This window comes from Lachnoclostridium phytofermentans (genome assembly GCF_000733755.1).
Lineage (GTDB): Bacteria > Bacillota > Clostridia > Lachnospirales > Lachnospiraceae > Lachnoclostridium > Lachnoclostridium phytofermentans_A.
Window position 1 is genome coordinate 1 of record NZ_JPOF01000006.1, and the last position, 17,972, is coordinate 17,972.

Annotated in this window: 14 protein-coding genes; 11 read left to right on the forward strand and 3 right to left on the reverse strand. The window is 34.5% G+C overall.

Features of this window, described 5'->3' with window-relative positions; all coding sequences use genetic code 11:
• On the forward strand, positions 1-546 hold a 546-nt coding region (locus tag CC92_RS0113370; RefSeq protein WP_031420404.1), incomplete at its 5' end, for an ACT domain-containing protein.
• 356 nt (positions 547-902) lie between these two features.
• Here the strand turns inward: CC92_RS0113370 and CC92_RS0113375 are convergent.
• Complete coding sequence (locus tag CC92_RS0113375; RefSeq protein ID WP_029504655.1) at positions 903-1,787, reverse strand: AraC family transcriptional regulator; 885 nt, start codon at positions 1,785-1,787, stop codon at positions 903-905.
• Between the two features lie 285 nt (positions 1,788-2,072).
• On the opposite strand from CC92_RS0113375, the gene dapF reads away from it, so the two are divergent.
• The 4 genes from dapF (at position 2,073) to CC92_RS0113395 (ending at position 8,336) form a co-directional block, all read left to right on the forward strand.
• Positions 2,073-2,921 carry a diaminopimelate epimerase gene (gene dapF, locus CC92_RS0113380; protein WP_029504656.1) on the forward strand — a complete coding sequence of 283 codons (849 nt, stop codon included), beginning with the start codon at positions 2,073-2,075 and terminating at the stop codon, positions 2,919-2,921.
• A gap of 489 nt (positions 2,922-3,410) precedes the next feature.
• Positions 3,411-4,583 carry a serine hydrolase domain-containing protein gene (locus CC92_RS0113385; RefSeq protein WP_029504657.1) on the forward strand — a complete coding sequence of 391 codons (1,173 nt, stop codon included), beginning with the start codon at positions 3,411-3,413 and terminating at the stop codon, positions 4,581-4,583.
• 124 nt (positions 4,584-4,707) lie between these two features.
• Positions 4,708-7,128, forward strand: coding sequence for a glycosyltransferase (locus CC92_RS0113390; protein WP_029504658.1), 2,421 nt, complete (start codon positions 4,708-4,710; stop codon positions 7,126-7,128).
• A 65-nt stretch (positions 7,129-7,193) separates the two neighbouring features.
• Positions 7,194-8,336 carry a polysaccharide pyruvyl transferase family protein gene (locus tag CC92_RS0113395; protein ID WP_029504659.1) on the forward strand — a complete coding sequence of 381 codons (1,143 nt, stop codon included), beginning with the start codon at positions 7,194-7,196 and terminating at the stop codon, positions 8,334-8,336.
• Positions 8,337-8,646: 310 nt separating this feature from the next.
• Here the strand turns inward: CC92_RS0113395 and CC92_RS0113400 are convergent, their stop codons facing one another.
• A complete protein-coding gene (locus CC92_RS0113400) occupies positions 8,647-9,435 on the reverse strand; it encodes a nucleotidyltransferase domain-containing protein (protein ID WP_029504660.1) in 789 nt (262 codons plus the stop codon).
• A 356-nt stretch (positions 9,436-9,791) separates the two neighbouring features.
• On the opposite strand from CC92_RS0113400, the gene CC92_RS0113410 reads away from it, so the two are divergent.
• From CC92_RS0113410 to CC92_RS0113430, 5 genes are all read left to right on the forward strand, one after another.
• Positions 9,792-10,229, forward strand: a complete 438-nt coding sequence (locus CC92_RS0113410) for a GatB/YqeY domain-containing protein (RefSeq protein WP_029504661.1) — start codon at positions 9,792-9,794, stop codon at positions 10,227-10,229.
• Positions 10,230-10,400: 171 nt separating this feature from the next.
• Positions 10,401-11,630 (forward strand): glycoside hydrolase family 3 protein, encoded by a 1,230-nt coding sequence (locus CC92_RS0113415; protein WP_029504662.1) that lies wholly within the window; start codon positions 10,401-10,403, stop codon positions 11,628-11,630.
• Positions 11,631-12,060: 430 nt separating this feature from the next.
• Complete coding sequence (pulA, locus tag CC92_RS0113420; RefSeq protein ID WP_029504663.1) at positions 12,061-14,007, forward strand: type I pullulanase; 1,947 nt, start codon at positions 12,061-12,063, stop codon at positions 14,005-14,007.
• Between the two features lie 347 nt (positions 14,008-14,354).
• On the forward strand, positions 14,355-15,803 hold the full coding sequence (locus CC92_RS0113425) for a hypothetical protein (protein ID WP_029504664.1): 1,449 nt from the start codon (positions 14,355-14,357) through the stop codon (positions 15,801-15,803).
• A gap of 312 nt (positions 15,804-16,115) precedes the next feature.
• A complete protein-coding gene (locus CC92_RS0113430) occupies positions 16,116-16,772 on the forward strand; it encodes a deoxynucleoside kinase (protein WP_029504665.1) in 657 nt (218 codons plus the stop codon).
• 196 nt (positions 16,773-16,968) lie between these two features.
• Here CC92_RS0113430 and CC92_RS0113435 read toward each other — a convergent pair whose 3' ends face one another.
• Complete coding sequence (locus CC92_RS0113435; RefSeq protein ID WP_034218494.1) at positions 16,969-17,451, reverse strand: acyl-CoA thioesterase; 483 nt, start codon at positions 17,449-17,451, stop codon at positions 16,969-16,971.
• 116 nt (positions 17,452-17,567) lie between these two features.
• Here CC92_RS0113435 and CC92_RS0113440 point away from each other — a divergent pair, with 116 nt between their 5' ends.
• Positions 17,568-17,912: a DUF1801 domain-containing protein gene (locus CC92_RS0113440; protein ID WP_029504667.1), complete on the forward strand. Its 345-nt coding sequence runs from the start codon at positions 17,568-17,570 to the stop codon at positions 17,910-17,912.
• Positions 17,913-17,972 lie beyond the last annotated feature (60 nt).

Genomic DNA, 17,972 nt, shown 5'->3' on the forward strand with positions numbered 1-17,972 from the left:
ATCAACATCCGAAATACCAATGCACCAGAGGACAACGGTACCTGGATTGTTGAATCTACTTGTCATAAGCCAAAGTATACGATTACTGGTATCGCTGGTAAGAAGGGTTTCTGTGCAATTAACATTGAAAAAGCTATGATGAATACCGAAGTTGGATTTGGAAGAAAGGTGCTTGAAGTATTCGAGAAGCATAACATCTCTTTTGAGCATGTACCTTCTGGTATTGATACCTTTACTGTATTCGTTCATCAATCTGAGTTTGAAGAGAAAGAGCAGAAGGTATTAGCAGGTATTCATAAGCTTGCTGAGCCTGATTCTATCGATATGGAAGCCGATCTTGCACTGATTGCTGTAGTAGGACGAGGTATGAAGGCAATGCGTGGAACCGCTGCTAGAATTTTTGCTGCTTTGGCACATTCCGATATTAATATTAAGATGATTGACCAAGGTTCTAGTGAGCTTAACATCATTATTGGTGTTCGAAATGAAGATTTTGAAGCTGCGATAAAAGCAATTTATGATATATTTGTTTCCTCAAGATTATAAAGCTTATTTTTAAAAGAAACCAAACGACTCTAGAGATTTAGAATAATTAAAGATTAGGCTTTGGTCCAGTAGAATAATCTACTTAGGCTAAAGCCCTTTTTTTATCAATGTATGTATTAGAGGTCTTACGCTTGATATTTCGTATGTTTGATTACGAAATACGCAACTAAAAGCTTATAAAGGAATAAAAGATTTTACAAAAACAAGCCCTTTTAAAGTGTGTAGCTACAAATGTCAATCTTCAAACGAAGCCTTTCTCTGAATAGAACATAATCTATTATGCAAAACCTCCTAATGAAAGTTTTTATAAAACTGACATAGGAGGTCTTCTTTTTAGTCCCGAAATAATGGATTGTCTACTCTCGATAATTTTGCCCTTGAAAAGGAGAGGATTGCAACTTCCCAGTTAAGTACTCCGTCGGCGTACAATGATACACTTTACGAAATGTACGTAAAAAGGTGGAATAATCGCTATAACCACTCTGTAAACTTGCGGTTGTAATTGGTGTACCCTCCCTCATTAATTCTAATGCATTTGTAAGTCTCTTTTTTGTTATATAATTATGGAGTGATGTTCCAGTCACTTCTTTAAATTTATGCATAAGATAGGAGGAACTTAAGTATAAAGCATTTGATAATGCATCGATACTTAAATCGCCAGATAGATTCTCTGAAATATAAGAAATAAGGGAATCTACATGTTTATTGGATTGTATGCTTGATTGTGTTTCCATGAGTGGGGCAGAATCTTGCATTCGATTCATCACGATCATGAGTTGTAAAAAGAGTGTATTAGTATAAAGCTCATTCGCATATTCTTTGGAATGAAAAGAATCTTCAAGTTCATGTAAGAGATTTGAGAACTTCATTCTATATTTCGCTTCGGTTCGTAAAAGATTACTTTTTTTTGCAATTGTCTCCTGAAAGCAATCATCAAGATGATACTGCTTTAAGGAATCCTGCGTTAAAAATTCACGGTTCAACCATAATATAATGCGATCATATGGTACTCCCGGTTGAATGATTGGTTTATGCATCTCATGATGATTAATTAGTAGGATATCCCAAGGCATTAATTGATAAACCTTACCCTCAACCATATAAGTGACATTACCAGAGAAAAAGATGACAATTTTCTGAAAATCATGATAATGATACTCAATTGGTGCTGTATGGGAATCTTTTAAATGAAAAAACCGAAACTGGTCATTCAGGTAACCACGTTTGTTATTTTGTTCCATGCTACTTCTTGTCTATCCTTCCTATTTCATCTCAATATAAAATTACTATCCTAATGATAATATAAAAGAACAGAAAATGCAATATATCAAGCAGAAATAGATATGTTTAAGTTAAAACATGTTGTGTATCATATAAGTAAGAAAAGAAATGATGGTAATATTTTAGTGTAGTAATAGATATTTATAATTTTATATAGGTGAGCTCTAGAAATAGGGCAATTAAGAAAGAAGATTATGATAGGTGAGATTATTTGAATGGGATACATAATCGAAAGGGGTTAAACTATGGAATTTATCTTTGAAAAATATCACGGGAATGGAAATGATTATTTAGTATTTGATACAAAAAAGTTTGAATATGAATTAACGGGTTCACAAATCCGTGAAATATGTGATCGTCACTTTGGGGTAGGTTCTGATGGTATTTTAATGGGGCCTTACGAAAAGGAAGATGGAATCTATGTACGTATTTTTAATCCGGATGGAAGCGAAGCAGAGAAAAGTGGTAATGGAATCAGTATTTTTGCACAGTTTTTAAGAGATCATAAGTATGTATCGGAAGATGTTATTACTATTCATACCTTAGGAGGACCAATTGAAATTCATTATACCAACGATAAAAATGGTACTCTGAATGTAGCAATGGGTAAAGTATCCTACATGAGTGATGAAATTCCTGTAACAGGTGAGTCTAGAGAAGTGATTGAAGAAGCAATGGAGTTTCAAGGTCAGAAGGTAATTACCACCTGCCTAACCATTGGAAATCCACACTGTGTAATTTTAAGAGACGAATTAGTTAAGACAGAAGTGAAAAGTTTAGGTAAAATAATTGAATGTGATGAGCATTTTCCAAATAAAATCAACGTTCAGTTTATGAAAGTATTAAATCGGGAAGAAATCATGATTGAAATATATGAGCGTGGTGCTGGTTATACTTTATCTTCTGGTAGCAGCAGTTGTGCAGCCGCTAATGTTGCTTATAAATTAGGGCTAACAGATCGTAAGGTCAAAGTTCATATGCCTGGCGGCACTGTAGAAGTAGAAATTGAAGAAGATGGTATGACTTACATGACAAGTCATGTAAAGCGTATTGGAAAAATTATAACTGCGGATGTTTTTATAGAAGAACTATAATCGTGCTTTATAAAAAAAAGCACACTTTGATAATTTCTCTTGTGATGAATAAGTAAAGTGCATTTTTTGGAAATTTATTTTACAATATTAAGAATGAACCTATTTTGTAGAGAATGTATTAGCTCTATGTCAAGCATTTGGAGTGCAAGGTGCTTTGCACGTACCAAAAGGACATAGGGCTAATTAGGTTTATAATAAAAATTGAGGTTGTATATAAAACAGTTCACAATCCTTACATTTATTATAAATTGATGCTCCTATAAATTAGGTTTCTTTCATTTATATGTTTATATATAAACTGTCAGTTGCATTCGTTTTGACCCTTATTGCATTCGTTTGAACCTTAAAGCTCATGAGGAAATCTCTTTAAGAGTGTAAATTAGGAAGAAATTGCGAACCTTATTAGCGAAAGTAATGTATTAGAAAAGTGCTTTCTGAATGGAATATAATGGTATATAATAGTCTTATGAAGGAGAAGGAGGACTATATATGAGTCAAACCTATGTGACACCAGAAGAAGCTGGATATGAGGAAAGTAGAATTACTGTTTTAGATCATTTTTTTAGTGAGCAAATTGATAAAGATGTATTATACGGAGCAAGTTATTGTATGGCAAGAAACGGAAAGTTTTTTTCTAAAAATGCTCTCGGAAGATTTTCAAACGGAACAATGCAAGAAAATTCATTAAAAACAGATTCTATCTTTCCAATTGCTTCAATTACCAAGTTTATTACAGCAACCGCCTTCTTTCGTCTCGTAGAGGATGGAAAGGTTCGATTGTCGCAACCAGTAAGTGATTTTATCGAAGAGTTTTTAGAACCACCCTTCCATCAGATTACATTAACTCATCTACTAAGTCATACCTCAGGATTTGGAGTAGACTACGGCACTCTTCCAAGCAATGGTTGCCCTAATGTCTATGAATGCATTGATAAGGAATTTTCTTCTGGTGGTAGAAACTGGATTAAGGCTTCGCTAAAATCCGGACTTTACTTTGAAACGGGAATGCAATGGGGATATTCCACGTTTGGTTTTCATATTTTAGGGGAAATTATTCAAAGAATCAGCGGAGAAAAGCTGACAGATTTTATACATAAGAATATACTTGAACCTTGTGAGATGACAAGCAGTTTTTATACGTTACCGATAGATGCAATTTCACGTACAACGTTTTATAACGAATATCAAAGGTCAAGATTAATGGAAGCTCAAGAAAGTTCTATAAACAAAATAGAAAACAAAGAAAATCTATGGAACTTAATTCCTCCAGGAGGAAGCGGTTTATATTCCACGCCAGAAGACCTGGTTAAGTTTGGTACTATGTTATCCCTAGGGGGGTATTACAATGGAACACGAGTTATTGGAAGGAAAACAATTGAGAAAATGACAAGAACTTATACCAAAGAACACGTAAAGGACTATTGTTGGGGACAAAATGGAGTGTATCGTAGATATGGACTAGGTCCGGACAAGCGTTTCAATGATGATTTTATTTATTCTGAAGACACCTATGGACATGAGGGATCAGGTAGATGCAATCTGGTAATTGATCAAAAGGAACAGTTTGTTGTAGCGTATTTTATACCTTATGTAAAAATAGATTTATGGGATGCAGTTCCACTTTGGAATACTTTGGAGATTATGTGGTCGGGTATTCTTTGAGTTTACTACTGCTGTAGAATTTGGTCGATATCTGACGTTAATTCGATTGTATTACCTTATTATTTATTATATAATAGGTGAGATATAAAATATAAGTAACCAAAGGATAGCGAGGAATAAATCAATGAGTTTTAATATAAAAGGCAAAATTTCTAAGGTGATAACCACGGGAAAGGTTTGCAATCGAAATTCATATTATTTGAGCAAACGAAAGAAACCAATAAAGGAAACTGCGATTTTGTTTGAGTCAAAGGCAGGAGCTGATTTAGCGGGTAATATATTTTATTTACTGAAAGAATTAAGTAACAAGGAGTATTCTAAGTTTCAATGTTATCTTAATGTGAACTTATCCAGTAAAGATAGAATTCAAAAGCTGCTTGATAAGTATCAGATGAATCATGTTACACTTGTTACTATGAATTCTAAAAAATATCTAGAGATGTTAGCTACTGCTAAGTATATAGTAAATGATACTAGTTTCCCTACTTGGTTTTACAAAAGACCAGAACAGATTTATTTAAACACATGGCATGGGACACCTCTAAAACATATGGGATATGAAGTTTCGAATCGTGCTTTTGCGATGGGAAATATTCAAAAGAATTTTCAAATCGCAGATTACTTACTATATCCAAACGATTATATGAAAGAAAAGATGATTCATGCGTATTATCTTGAAAATACATACCAAGGAAATATACTCTGTGAAGGATATCCAAGGAATGCGGCGTTTTATCAAAAAAAACGTGCAGAGATAATTCGGAAAGAATTAAAACTAACAGAGAAACAAGTGATTGTTTATATGCCTACTTGGCGTGGTACTCTGACCGAAAGCAATAATACAGAACAAGTGGAAGCGTGTTCTTGTATCTTTGCAATGCTTGATAAACTTCTTGAGGATAATCAGGTGTTTTATGTAAAATTCCATGTGTTTTTGCAAGCCTGTTTTGATTTTAGTGAGTATAAACACATCAAACCATTTCCAGAAGGCTATGAAACCTATGAGTTTTTAAATTCTGCGGATGTTCTGGTTACGGATTATTCCAGTGTGTTTTTCGATTTTGCTAATGCTAGAAAGAAAATAATTTTATTTACCTATGATCGTAAAGATTATCTGGATGAACGAGGCCTTTACATACCTCTTGATTCCCTTCCTTTTCCACAGGCTGAGAATGTGAATGAGTTAAGTGAGGAGTTAAAGAAGCCTAAGACATATGATGATAAAGAGTTTTTAGAAAAATACTGTACTTATGATAATATTGATGCAGCAAATAGAATCGCAAGACATGTTTTTCTTTCTGAAAAGGTTTGTAAAGAAGAAAAAGTAAAGGGAAACGGAAATCCTAACATACTTGTGTATTGCTCAAACTTAGCAATGAACGGTATCACTACCTCTTTATTAAATCTCATGAGTTTGGTTGACAAAGAGAAAGCTAATTACTATTTCTTTTTTAAGCAGAACCAATTTACTAATTGCCCGATGCGGTTATCGGCTCTTCCAGCGAATACAGGTTTCATGCCACTTTGTGGTAGTACGATTGAATGGAAATGGATGGAGGCGATTTATCATAAGCTATATTATCGTTTTAATAAGGATTCTAAGTTTTTACAAAAGCGTATGAATCGTCTTTATAAGCGGGATTTTGATAAGCGTTTTCACAATGTCCGAATTGATGAGATTGTACAATTTACAGGATATGCACCGGATATTACCTTGTATTTACAACAGTCGAAAGCTTCTAAAGTTATCTTTGCACATAATGATATGTACGAAGAATATAAGGAAAAGAAGAATTTCCACTTTAATATTCTTAAGCATGCCTTTGAAAGCTATGATAAGATTATAGCGGTTAGTGAAGCAACAAAAGACTCCATTAAGAAAATCGGTAACTTTATGGATAAGGTAGTTGTTTTACAAAATGCACACAATGTGGATGGAATCTTAGAAAAAGCTAAACTTCCGTTTCTTATGGAGGAGGAAACAGAACTTTCCGTACCATATGAAGACTTTACGAAGATGTTAGCAGGTGATTCCATGAAATTTATAACTATCGGAAGATTTTCGCCGGAAAAGGGACACCTAAAACTAATGTCTGCATTCAATGAATTTCATAAGAATCACCCGAATACAAAGCTGATTATTATCGGTGGTTATGGTACTTTGTTCCAAAAAACGGTAGAATTTTCGCGAAAATTAGAATGTGCTAACGATATTTATATCGTTAAATCAACTTCAAATCCATTTACTATACTAAAACAATGCGATTTGTTCCTATTACCTTCCGATCGCGAACCTCTGGGGCTGGTATTACTGGAAGCAGACACTTTAGGAGTTCCAATTGTAGCAACAGATATCCCGGGCTCTGGTGATTTTATCAGAGAACATCAGGGTTATCTGGTAGAAAACAGTGAAAAAGGATTGCAAAAAGGGATGGAAGAATTCTTAGAAGGTAAGGTAAAACCGCTTAATATCTCTTTTACCGAATATAACCAATCCATTGTAAAGCAGTTTGAAGAACTGATTGGTGTTCCTAATACGAAATAGTTGGATCGGTAAGATACAAAAGGAAACCTGTGAGTAGGAAGGATAACGGAGGTACAAAAAGAAACATGAAAGTTGGAATTGTAACCATCTCCTCAGCACACAATTATGGTTGTATGCTACAAGCATGGGGGCTACAAGAATATGTAAAAAAATTAGGCTATGAAGTTGATATTATTAATCTTCGACTGGACTGCATTGATACGTTATATAAGCCACTTAATTTATATAAAGGATTAAAGAATGCAAAAAGATTCCGAAAACTACGTTCTGCTTTATGGCTTAATATAAAGAAAAAGGGCATTCATGCAAATCGTAAATATAAAAAGTTTGAATCGTTTATCGCGAATCAATTGCATACAACAAAATGTTATCATAGTTATCAGGAACTTGTAGATTCCAAGGTGGGAGATAACTATGATATCTTAATTACTGGTAGTGATCAGGTATGGAACGGCGCAATTACCGGTGGATTAAATAGGACATTTTTCTTAAATTTTACCAAAGGACCGGTAAGGAAACTATCCTTTGCTTCCAGCGTTGGAAAGACTGAATTAAAAGATTATGAAAAAGAGTTTTTTAGACACTATTTAAAAAACTTTGATTCTATTGCGGTAAGAGAAGAATCTGCCAAAGAGATGCTTACTCCACTTACGGACAAGCAGATTGACGTGGTAGTAGACCCTACATTATTGCTTGACGTGAATGATTTTGATAGGTTAAAGAAGCCATCAAGATATAAAAAGGGGTATATTTTTGTTCATGTCATTAACGCAGACAATCAAGTTCGTCCTATTGCAGAAAAACTATCGAAGCTTACTGGACTTCCTGTCATTCATAATCGTCCTGATAAACGCTATAGCAATGAACTAGGACGTTTTGATGATGCGGGAGTGGAAGAGTTTATAGGACTTGTAGAGAATGCGGAATATGTAGTGACGAACTCTTTCCATGCAACGGTATTTGCAATTATTTATCAACGTAAATTCTTTACGATACCTCATGAAAAATATCCGGAGAGAATGGTACATCTTCTTAATACCTTAGAATTAACGGATTACTTAATCAACGATGCAGCAAAGCTTCCATCAAATCCTGATAAAGTGGATTACCATTTTGATAAGGTACATGAATTATGGGATAGCCAAAAAAAGCAATCGCAGGATGTTTTAAAGAGAGAATTAGGAATTGCTTCGGAGGTAAGAAAATAATAAGCTTAAAGTAAAAAAGATGGGGCTGTTGCAAAACTAACTAATTAAGTTAGTTTTGTAGCAACTCATTTTTTATCTATTTATATAAGAAGAGGGCTCCATCGGAGCCCTCTAGTATAATTAACTTATGATAAATAACTTAATCAACCATAAAAATTATACTTTTTTTCAGGACAGTTATCAACTGGTTTTAACATTAAATCTTGAGGGATAAGTTCCAGAAGATGATTTGGTTCGTTTGCTAAGCCATGTATTGGAGGGACTTAATTATCATTTTCACTACTCAATAGAGTGTGAAAAAATTTAGTACTTATTTTCTTTCATTAGGTACAAAGGATATTAAAGGACTAACAAAATCGTCTTGCAATATCTCGTTGGCTTTTTCAACAACGATATTAAACATTTCATGATATTTTTCATACCACCAATATGCATAATGGTATCCTATCCTATATCGGAAGGACTGAGAATTACTCTTATAGGCTCGTTTTAGTTGGTATAACTTTTCATAATCTTCAAAGGTGAATGGCATTGTTATATCTGTAAATGTATAACATTGTTTTGCTGGTGAATATTTCTTAAAGTCAACAACTTTATTAAGATAACATAGAAGGATGCATGCATTTCTAGTATAGTGAGCAATTAAGTTCAGTAATTCCTCGGCAGAGACTCTATGATCAATGAAATTTTGATATTCCTCTTCGATAGACTCAATGTCATAATACATAAGGCGTAGTACCTCAACATTTGGAGTTAGTGTATCAAAAGCATGATAAATGAAATCTGATTTTGAATAGTAAATTTTTGCATATAGTTTTAGATTCCAACACCAATAATCGCCATGAGCGCACATATTGGCAAATGACCGTTTCGTATAAACGGATAACCAATTTATAGGCACCTGAAGAGCCTTAGCAAGTTGTTGCTTTCTATACAATAATCTTTGCCTTGAACAATCCTCGATGATAATTAACATATCAATGTCACTTAGTTCATCAAATTCCTCATTCATATACGATCCAAAGAGTGCAAAGGTTTCTATGTGATAAGGATATGGCGGAAGTTTAAAATAACGGTTATTTACTTCAAATTCTATCATAATAAGGCCACTCTCCTTTTTAGTTAATACCAAAGGCTATTCTATCTTTCATTTGTAGCCTCTTGCATAACATATCTCCGAATTGATATATTTTGCTTATCCCAATCACTTTGTCTTGATTTTTTTTCATACTCATTCCTTTCACAGACTTTTTGTAAGAGTAGAGTATAATACTCCCTAAGATCAATATATTCAATTCGACAAGAATGATGAATAAATGACATACAATTCCGATTGGATCGTTCTATTTCATATAAGAATTAAGTAGCAAGAAGAAGATTAGTTTTTGAATTGACCGTTGACAGCTTCCTTGCAATGGAAGTACAATAACATTAAATTGTAAAGGAGGGAAAACAATGCAATTTGAAACATTACAAAAAGATATGATAACAGCAATGAAAGAGAGAAATAAGAGTAGAAAAGATAGTATCTCTTCTCTGATTTCCGCAATTAAAAAGGTAGCGATTGATGAAGGTCATCGTGATAATATCACGGAAGAACTTGTAGACCGTGTAATCTTAAAAGAATTAAAGACAGCAAAGGAGCAATTGGATACCTGTCCTGCTGAGAGACTAGATCTTAAAGCAGAGTATCAAGCTCGCTATGATGTCATTCATGAATATGCACCAAAGCTTATGAGTGAAGATGAGGTTAAAGTGTTTATTCAAGCTAACTTTGCTGAAGTTGTGGCAACAAAAAACAAAGGGGAAATCATGAAAGTAGTCATGAAAGAACTGAAGGGGAAAGCAGATGGTAAAGTAATTAATCAGGTGGTTGCAAATCTCTGTGAGTAAATAATAGGGTATTCCAAATGTGTTATATATTTGGAATACTCTTTCCTTTAATACAAGGAAAAGTCGTGAAGCATGCTTTTCTTTGTATTAGAGTAAAACTCATAAAAGTGTAAGAAATAATATAAATTTTTATGGGAAGAATATAGATTATGCGTTGTGATGGAGGTAAAGATGAGAAGAACAAAATTAATATATGGCATCTTAGTTCTCATGCTAACTGTATTTTTATGTGCGTGTAGTAAGAATGCAAACGATAAGGATGATGAAATCAAGAATAACATAACAATAACGCCGAACATAGAACAACCTTCTAAGATACCAACGGCTACGCCAATAGAGCCAACAAATACACCGACAGTGACACCGACACAACCTCCAGAGGAAATGTCAGAAAGCATGCAGGTCGCTAAGAGTCTGATGAGTACTATGACTATAGAAGAGAAAGTAGCGCAGATGTTTTTTGTCCGTTGTCCAGAGGAAAATGCTAATGAGGTTATGAAGGAATACCAGTTTGGGGGATACTTACTATTTGCTCGAGATTTTGAGAATGAAACGAAAGAAAGTGTATCTCAGAAAGTAGTTAAGTATCAAGAGAATTCCAAGATACCAGCATTTATCGGTGTAGATGAGGAGGGTGGTACGGTAAACCGTGTTAGTAAATACAAAGCTTTTCGGGATAAACCATTTGAATCACCTAGTGTACTCTATAAAAAAGGGGGATTTGATGAAATACGAAAAGATACGGAGGAGAAAACAAACTTGCTGTTATCACTAGGCATTAATATAAATTTTGCTCCAGTTTGTGATGTACCTAACAAAAGTGAAGACTTTATTTACGCTAGAGCTTTTGGAACAGACGTAGAAGAAACCTCTAAATATGTGACATTGGTAGTGGAAACAATGAAGAAAATGGGAATTGGTTCTGTGTTAAAACATTTCCCTGGATACGGAAACAATGTGGATACTCATACCGGGATTGCATACGATAAAAGAGATTATGAGACCTTCCAGAACATTGATTTTTTACCATTTAAAGCTGGAATTGATGCTGGTGCACCTTTTGTTTTAGTATCTCATAACATTGTAGAATGCATGGATGATAAACTACCAGCATCTCTATCAGAGTCAGTTCATAAAGTTCTTAGAAATCAACTAGGATTTCAAAACCTTATTATAACAGACGATCTATCCATGGATGCAATAACCACCTACACAGGGGATCAAGCTGCTGCAGTATTAGCAGTAGAGGCAGGTAATGATATGCTGTGCTGTACCAATTATAAGGAACAGATCACTGCTGTTGTTAACGCGGTAAACAGTGGTAGGATAACAGAGGAACGGATTGAGGAATCTGTTCTTCGAATATTACAAGCAAAATATGATATGGGAATAATAGAATAATTTTTTCATGCAACAGAGTTAACCCAAGTCTTAGGACTTGGGTTTTTTTAAACCTTGCAGGCTTTTCTAATGATGTATCTGTAGGATAATATTTATATTCTAATGAAAGAGGCTACGAATACAATTATTTAAATATTTTAGTGACCTATTTTACCTATTATTAATGACAATAGCTGCATGATACATATCAGAGAGAAAACGAACCTCTTATCTCGTTGCATTTAATTTACGGGCGCATTTTGCCTTTATATTTATTTTTGCATTTATCATTATTTTCGAAAATACATTATGAATAATTCGAAATTAAATATCATATATTCGAAAATATTATAGAAATTAATGCAGTATTATGATATAACTGAATTATGATACTGTACGTAGATAAGCGTGAAAAAAGAGATTTAGCAAAAGGTAAAGGACGGTTCATGAAATGAATGAGTTTTGGAAATCGAGTGATTGGGAAAAGCAGAATTATTATGACGGTACTGATTTGGGATCAAGTTATACAAATCATACAACAAAATTAAAAGTTTGGGCACCAACGGCCTCTATGATAACCGTGAATCTTTATCATGATGGTAGCAGTGGAGAACCTTTTGCTACAGAAGTAATGGAAAAAGAGGAAAAAGGTATTTGGTCAGCTACACTTATGGGAGATTATGAAGGGGTATATTATACCTATCTTGTAACGGTAGAGGGTCAAAGCAAAGAAGCTGTCGATCCCTATGCCAGAGCGACTGGTGTGAATGGGAAAAGAGGGCTGATTTTGGATTTAGAGAAAACAAATCCAATTGGCTTTCCCAAGGAATCAAAACCTAAGTTTGATTCTTTTACAGATGCTGTGATATATGAATTACATATCCGTGATTTATCGATGGAATTTGATTCTGGTATAAAAGAAAAAGGGAAACTACTGGGACTTACGGAGCTTGGCACTAAAAATTCCGAAGGTTTAGCAACAGGACTATCACACATCAAAGAGCTTGGAGTAACTCATATTCATCTTCTTCCATGCTTTGATTATGCCTCTGTAGAGGAAGAAGACTGCTCAACCTTTAACTGGGGATATGACCCGGAAAATTATAATGTGGTAGAAGGTTCTTATTCTACAAATCCATACGATGGGGAGGTAAGAGTAAAAGAGTTTAAGACATTAGTTAAAACACTGCACGAGAATGGATTTCGTGTCATTATGGATGTTGTGTATAACCATACAATGAAAACCGAGGATTCCAATTTTAATAAATTAGTTCCCGATTATTATTATCGTAAAGTTGGTGATAAATTTTCAGATGCCTCTGCCTGTGGAAATGAAACAGCTTCCGAGCGATTGATGGTACGAAAATTTATCATTGATTCTGTGACCTACTGGGCAAAGGAGTATCATATCGATGGTTTTCGCTTTGATTTGATGGGGGTTCATGACATAGAAACTATGAAGGAAGTAAGATCGGCTGTAGATCAAATTGATCCAAGCATTATTCTATACGGAGAAGGTTGGCTAGGTGGAGACTGTCCTCTTCCAGCGAGTCAGCGAGCAATGAAAGCCAATATGAATATGTTACCAGGGATTGCAGCATTTAGTGATGATATTAGAGATGGTCTAAAAGGAAGTGTCTTTATACCTGATGAAAAAGGGTATGCAACAGGTGATTTTGGGAAAAGAGAAAGTGTGAAATTTGGCGTAGTCGGTGCAACCTTTCATCCACAAATCGACTATCAGAAAGTGAATTATAGCGACTCTCCTTGGGCGCTTTCTCCATCGCAGTGTATTAACTATGTATCCGCTCATGACAATTACACCTTATGGGATAAAATAGCTTACTCTTGTAAAGAAGATAATTATGAGAAGAAAGTAAAAAAGAATAAACTGTGTGCTGCGATTGTCTTTACCTCACAAGGAATCCCTTTTTTACAAGCTGGGGAGGAAATGTTACGAAGCAAACCGTCCAAAGAAGTAGTGGGAGAGTTTGTAGAAAATAGCTATAATGCGCCTGATGAAATCAATTGTATAAAGTGGTCAAATAAAGCGAATGTAATGGATGTTTTTTCTTACTACTTAGGTCTTATTAAGTTTAGGAAAGAGCAAGAGGCACTCAGAATGAAGTCTACAGAGGAGATAGTAAAACGATTGATCTTTTTACCAGAAGAGAAAGAGGGTGTCATATCCTATCTAATCAATGGAAGTGGTACGAAAGAGGATAAGACTCTTTGTATTATCTATAACGCTTCCGATGAGAAAGTTGCGATAACACTTCCTGAGAATAATTGGACTGTCTATATAGATGGAGATAAGGCTGGTGTAGAGCCGCTATATAAAGTTATTGGAACAATCGTAGAGGTTAGTCCAATCTCTTGTATGGTCCTTATAAAATAAAAGATTGAATTCAGGAATAAATGCTTCACTTTAGTAGTGATTCTTCCTTAAAAGCAGTAATCTTGATAAGAGAAAAGAAGTTAAAGAGTAGAATATAATCCATGATAGTTCCTTTCGTTAGGAGAAAATAATCCATTTTCTGCATAGTAAAAATACGATATAGTATAAGAAGAAACCTATTCTGATAATCAAATACACGGCAAGGGAAACTGTGAAGCGTACTTTTTCTTGCTGACAGTCTAAAAAGAATACTGTTTATCAGAAGTTATATTATAGGAACAACCTAATCAAAGAAATCAAAAGATAGTCTATAAAGTATTAATAAGCAGATAAAGGAGGAACTATTAATGGAACAAAAAGCATATGGGATTCATATGGGACCTGCCAAATGTGCAGTTGATTTGGGAGATGGTAGTGAGAGAGGCGGTTACGTTAATCAGGATTATATCTTACAAAAGCTAGGTCGTCCGCATCGCGCTATTAGTTTAATGTATTGTTATTATCCGCTTGACCAAGGCTGGCCAGAGCGTGCGAGTGTAGCACATGCAAGTGATTCTGTATCATTTGCTTGGGATTATCCATATGATGATTATTTTACTTATAAGGGTGGCTTACATGGTGATTTATCAGAGGAACCATTTACCTATATGAGAGATGTAAGAAAGCATGGTCAGGATGTCCTTCTTACTCTCACCATTGATCCTCATGTAACAGACGAGCATTTAATAGCGATAGCAAAGGATTTAACCACCTTTGGTAGGGTACAGCTTCGTATTAATCATGAAGCCACTGGTTCGTGGTTCTCTTTTAATAAACGATGTACTTACCAGGAAGTTGCTGATTTTTATGTGCGCTTCCATAAAATAGTAAAGAAATATGCACCTAATGTGCAGACGATTCTTTGTATTGGTGGTATCGAGGATGAAAATGCCACAGAGATACTAAAAGAGAAGGAATTTACAGAGGCAGTAAAAGAAACCGATATCTGGTCTGTTGATAAGTACATAACGCTGCATTATGGTTGGCCATATGACATCGCCGAACGAGGAGGAACATCTCACTACTGTAAAACAGCAGAAGAGACTTACCGACTAGCAAAATTAAGTTATGATCGTTTCCGCTATTTAAATGGAGGTAATATTAAGCCTATGGTTATGTCGGAGCTTAATGCAGATGGTGATGTAACTGGACAAATCAGACAGGCTAGTATGATGAAAGAATTCTGCGATTTTATCAAAGAAGATAAGGAATGTTGGTTAAGCGGTTTTACAATGTATCAATTCCGTGATGATGGAAGACTAGGCCTTGAAATGACGGATCCAAATAACAAAGAAGTTGGAATTGAACAGCCTCTACTTCAGGAATATAAGGAAATTATTCATGATGATTTCTTTAAGCCAGTAATGACTATAAAAGAAGAGATGAATATCCCAGTGACGTTACGTTGGGGAGGTAGTGAAGACTCTGAAGGTATCACCATGCCAATTCACTTAGAAAAGAATCCAGTTTTCTTTGAAGTTTATTTTGAAGAAGGATTAAAAGAGTTAAATCTCATGATGTGTATTGAAGATATGTGGTTCTATAAAGCTCCTGGGGTTAGCTGTATCGATATTATGCCAGTCTTTTGGAAAAAGCCTTTGTTTTTCGCAAAAGAGGTGGCGTTAACAATTTTTGCACCTCCTGCAGATGGTGAGAATGAGAATACTGGTGCATCTGATTGGATGCTTAACTCCTATACGGTACTACCAAAGCTACCAAAGATTCGTATTCGTTATGAGTCTACAGAAGAGTGTTAACTACAACTTAAAGTTCGTATAACAACATTATAAGAGGGAATGCTTATAGTGATTGATTAACACGATGTTTTCCCTTTGTTACAAGGATTATTAACAGATATTTCTCTTTATAAATCGAAGATAATGCTAGGAAAAAGAATTATTTATGGTATAATCCATTAGGAATATTATCTTAGAAAAAAGTGAAAACACCATATCATGTGGTAAAAATAGATAAAACATCAAAATGTAGTGTTTTGTATTTATTTTGATCTAATGATATGGTAATATAAAGAGAGAAATAAAAGTTTTTTGTAACAGAAAGGAAGAACAGTGGTGATTGTAGTTGGCGGAATGATAGGTTTAGGGAAAACAAGCTATGCGACAATGCTTGGAGAATATTTTCATACAGATGTTTTTTATGAAAGCGTGGAGGGAAATAAAATATTACCGTTATTTTATACTTCCAGCGAAGAAGAGATACAGAAAAAACGGTATCCTTTTTTACTCCAGTTATGGTTTTTAGATACAAGATTTCGATCAATAAAGCAAGCGTTTGCAAATCAAAACAATGTACTTGATCGTAGTATCTATGAGGATTGGTATTTTGCAAGAAAAAATATGGAGCTTGGTAGAATCTCAGAGCTAGAGATGGAGATTTATGAAAAACTTCTTCATAATATGATGGAAGAATTGAAGGGAATGCCGAAAAAATCCCCTGACCTTATGATTTATTTAAAGGGGAGTTTTGAAACCGTAATGAATAGAATTAAACTCCGTGGGAGAGACTTTGAGCTAGATAGTAGTCTCATTGATTATTATCGTTTTCTATGGGAAGGTTATGATGACTGGGTTCAGAACTATTATACTGCAAGTGATATCCTAATTATCGACACCGATCATACCGATATCGTGAATAGGGAAGAAGATCGTCTTCGAGTAATTCAGGATGTTGAATGGAAATTAAAGCAACAAAGAAGTGAACAATAGAAATGTAAAATAGAAGTGAATTATAGAAGTGCAAAATAGGAAGGAAGTTACCCTGATTTCATGAAATAGAAGCAGAGAAGAAATGTTATTTCGACATGAATTCTCTGCTTCTATTCAATTATGGCTGCAAAATTAGTCTATTCCGTGATTCATAATGCAATTCTAAAGTTTTTTATAAAACGATAATTTAACAGAATTAATAACCTTCTGCCTTTCTCTGATTTCTAAGAGCATGTCTCTTCATTGCAGCATCCCATTCTGCTTGTTGCTCCATAGTTTCAATTTTTAAACGTGGGACTCTTTTTGGTTGTTCCTTTTCGTCTAAAGCGACCATGACAAAATAGGCTCGATTAATGGGATAACGAGATCCTTCTTTGTTCTCTACATAAGTGTCAATTCGTACTTCCATTGAGGAGTTACCAACATAGGTTACGCGACCAACCAAGACAACGATATCATTCAAGTGTGCACCATGTTTAAATTGTAAATTATCTATGGAAGCGGTAATCACATTTCCTCCGGAGTGACGCATACCTACGATACCAGCCAATTCATCAATCCAAGCGAGAAGTTGTCCACCGAACAAACGCCCTGAGCCATTAATGTGAGCCTGCATAACAATATATGTTTTTTCTGTTAAGGATTCAAAGACCCTTTTTTGTATTTCATCTTGATTCATAACTTTCTCCATTCCAGCCGTGATACCTAAGTAATACTCATTACAGGTTTGGGCATAATAGTAATGTAATCTTATCACGAACCATATTTTTTTGTCTAGTAGGGGAGGAAAATGTTTTGGATTCTATCCTTAACTATGTAAATCAATTTGATGGAATAAAGAGAGAATGGATTTCTGATTTCACAGAATATATGAATTTAAATCATCCAGATATAACACCTGTTATATGGTTTCGAATGCCAACTTATCGAATTGGTACTTTGTTTTTTGCTTTTTCAGTTACAAAAAATCATTTTACTTTTCATACAAATGATGAGGAATGCATGGATATCTTAAAAAAATCGTTTCAAAAAGCGTCCTTTGGAAAGCGTTCTGTTCAAATAAAATATAAATACAAGTCAGATGCGTATATAATTTACAACATGATTGAGTATCTTGTGAATAAAATGAAAGCAGGGTAGTACAAAATGAGCTGTTATTCAAGATAATAAGTAATTATTTTAAATAATGATAGAAATATC

Excerpts from the sequence above, each read along its gene's own strand:
- CC92_RS0113375 (WP_029504655.1), bottom strand. The coding sequence starts at position 1,787 with ATGGAACAAAATAACAAACGTGGTTACCTGAATGACCAGTTTCGGTTT.
- CC92_RS0113395 (WP_029504659.1), top strand. The coding sequence starts at position 7,194 with ATGAAAGTTGGAATTGTAACCATCTCCTCAGCACACAATTATGGTTGT.
- dapF (WP_029504656.1), top strand. The coding sequence starts at position 2,073 with ATGGAATTTATCTTTGAAAAATATCACGGGAATGGAAATGATTATTTA.
- CC92_RS0113415 (WP_029504662.1), top strand. The coding sequence starts at position 10,401 with ATGAGAAGAACAAAATTAATATATGGCATCTTAGTTCTCATGCTAACT.
- CC92_RS0113390 (WP_029504658.1), top strand. The coding sequence starts at position 4,708 with ATGAGTTTTAATATAAAAGGCAAAATTTCTAAGGTGATAACCACGGGA.
- CC92_RS0113435 (WP_034218494.1), bottom strand. The coding sequence starts at position 17,451 with ATGAATCAAGATGAAATACAAAAAAGGGTCTTTGAATCCTTAACAGAA.
- CC92_RS0113410 (WP_029504661.1), top strand. The coding sequence starts at position 9,792 with ATGCAATTTGAAACATTACAAAAAGATATGATAACAGCAATGAAAGAG.
- CC92_RS0113400 (WP_029504660.1), bottom strand. The coding sequence starts at position 9,435 with ATGATAGAATTTGAAGTAAATAACCGTTATTTTAAACTTCCGCCATAT.
- CC92_RS0113385 (WP_029504657.1), top strand. The coding sequence starts at position 3,411 with ATGAGTCAAACCTATGTGACACCAGAAGAAGCTGGATATGAGGAAAGT.
- CC92_RS0113425 (WP_029504664.1), top strand. The coding sequence starts at position 14,355 with ATGGAACAAAAAGCATATGGGATTCATATGGGACCTGCCAAATGTGCA.
- pulA (WP_029504663.1), top strand. The coding sequence starts at position 12,061 with ATGAATGAGTTTTGGAAATCGAGTGATTGGGAAAAGCAGAATTATTAT.